Annotated in this window: 2 protein-coding genes; both read left to right on the plus strand. The window is 59.7% G+C overall.

Annotation, left to right across the window (positions count from 1 at the left end; genetic code table 11):
• The first annotated feature begins 84 nt into the window (after positions 1-84).
• A complete protein-coding gene (locus QN347_RS19105; RefSeq protein WP_323494322.1) occupies positions 85-354 on the plus strand; it encodes a hypothetical protein in 270 nt (89 codons plus the stop codon).
• Positions 351-1,937, plus strand: a complete 1,587-nt coding sequence (locus QN347_RS19110; RefSeq protein ID WP_322163090.1) for a type I restriction endonuclease — start codon at positions 351-353, stop codon at positions 1,935-1,937. Before QN347_RS19105 ends, QN347_RS19110 begins: the two co-directional genes overlap by 4 nt.
• The last annotated feature ends 58 nt before the right edge of the window (positions 1,938-1,995 follow it).

The raw sequence follows: 1,995 nt of genomic DNA on the forward strand, positions 1-1,995 counted from the left end.
ATCATGTTGGAACATGAATCGCTTCCGGACCACAACGCAACCTCTTTTCCGGCTCCTCAATGAGTCAGGCTATATATCGAAGAAATGCGCCGTGGATCGAAGGGGATCGCCGACTTCCGGCTACGGCTATACTGGGAGCAGTTCCGACAGATCAGACTGCCTGTGCCCCCTATCGAGGAGCAGCGCACCATTGCCGCAGAGGCCGATGCAATCACGAAGAGAGCTGCGGGACTGACAAAGCTGATTGAGATGTCGCTCGATCGACTACATGAACGACGCCAAGCTCTGATAGCCGATGCCATCTCTGGGCGCATCAACGTTACGCAAGCGGAAAAACGAAAGAATGCCGCATGACCACGACGCACAGCCCCCATGCGGCCCACCTCGAGAACGTGCTCGAACAGCACATGTGCGATGAACTCGTCGCGCACCAGGGATACCGTCTACGGTCGAGTAGCGATTTGGATCGTGACCTGGCGCTCGACAAGGCGCTGGTCCTCGAATTCGTGACGTCGACCCAGCCGGACGAATGGGCCAAGCTGGAAGCCCAGTATTCCACATCGGCGGACGTCGAATTTTTCAAGCAGCTCGATGCCAACCTGAAGAATGTTGGCACGCTCGGCGTGCTTCGTCACGGAATCAAGATCGTGCCGGGCATCAAGCTGCGCCTGTGCGCCTTCCAGCCCGCCTCCAGTGTCAATCCCGAGCTGACGGCTCAGTATGATGCCAATATTCTCTCGCTTGCGCGGCAGGTGCGTTACAGCAGGCGGAACGACAACGAGATCGATGTCGTAACATTCGTCAACGGCATCCCCGTCGCCACGTTCGAGCTCAAGAACGAACTCACCGGGACGACCTTCAAGCATGCAGAGAAGCAGTATCAGAAGAATCGCACCCCGGCGAACGAGCCGCTGCTGACATTCAAGCGCGGGGCGCTGGTTCATTTCGCCATGGACGAATCCAACATCTCCATGACGACGCGCCTGATGAACGGGAAGACAAGGTTCCTGCCGTTCAATCGGGGCACGGATGAAGGCGGTGCAGGCAACCGGGACGTGCCCGGTGACTTCCGCACCGCCTATATGTGGGCGGACCAGCCAGACGGCCTGGCGGCCTTGTCCAAGGATGTGATCCTCGACATCATTGGCGGCTTCATGCACCTGCTTGTTGAGGAAACGCCTGGGAAGAACAACGTGCCTGAACGGCGCGAGACGATGATCTTCCCGCGCTTTCATCAGCTCCACGCCGTGCGCAGGATGATGGCCGACGCGCGCGCACTCGGCACCGGCCAGAACTACCTGATCCAGCATTCCGCAGGTTCCGGGAAGTCCAACACCATCGCCTGGACTGCCCATCGCGCCATCACCCTGCATGATGACAACGACAGGCCGATTTTCGACACCGCCATCATCGTCACCGATCGCATCGTGCTGGATCGACAGCTGCAGCGCACCGTCGCCCAATTCGCTCAGACGGCGGGAGTTGTGAAGACCATCGACGGCACGTCTAAGCAGTTGAAGGCCGCCCTCGCGTCGGGCGCGCGGATCATCGTGACCACGATCCAGAAGTTCTCGACCGAGCACCTGACCACCCTCTCCGGCATGGCGGACAAACGCTTCGCGATCATCGTGGACGAGGCCCACGGCAGTCAGTCCGGCAAGAGCGCCCAGGCGATGACGGAAGCGTTGTCGCGCGAGGATGCCGAGGACGAACGGACGATCGAGGACATTGTGGCCGACTATCAGGCCGCGCGAGGACCGCAGCCGAACATCAGCTTCTTCGCCTTCACCGCGACACCGCGCAACGTCACGCTGGAGCGGTTCGGTCGCAAGGGCACGGATGGCCTGCCGCACCCTTTCGATCTGTATTCCATGCGGCAGGCGATCGAAGAGGGCTTCATTCTCGACGTGCTGCAGAACTATAGCCTGACTCATTGAGGAGCCGGAAAAGAGGTTGCGTTGTGGTCCGGAAGCGATTCATGTTCCAACATGATCC

It is taken from the genome of Sphingomonas sp. 10B4 (assembly GCF_035019905.1).
In the GTDB taxonomy this organism is placed as follows: Bacteria; Pseudomonadota; Alphaproteobacteria; order Sphingomonadales; family Sphingomonadaceae; genus Sphingomonas; species Sphingomonas glacialis.

Excerpts from the sequence above, each read along its gene's own strand:
- QN347_RS19105 (WP_323494322.1), top strand. The coding sequence starts at position 85 with ATGCGCCGTGGATCGAAGGGGATCGCCGACTTCCGGCTACGGCTATAC.
- QN347_RS19110 (WP_322163090.1), top strand. The coding sequence starts at position 351 with ATGACCACGACGCACAGCCCCCATGCGGCCCACCTCGAGAACGTGCTC.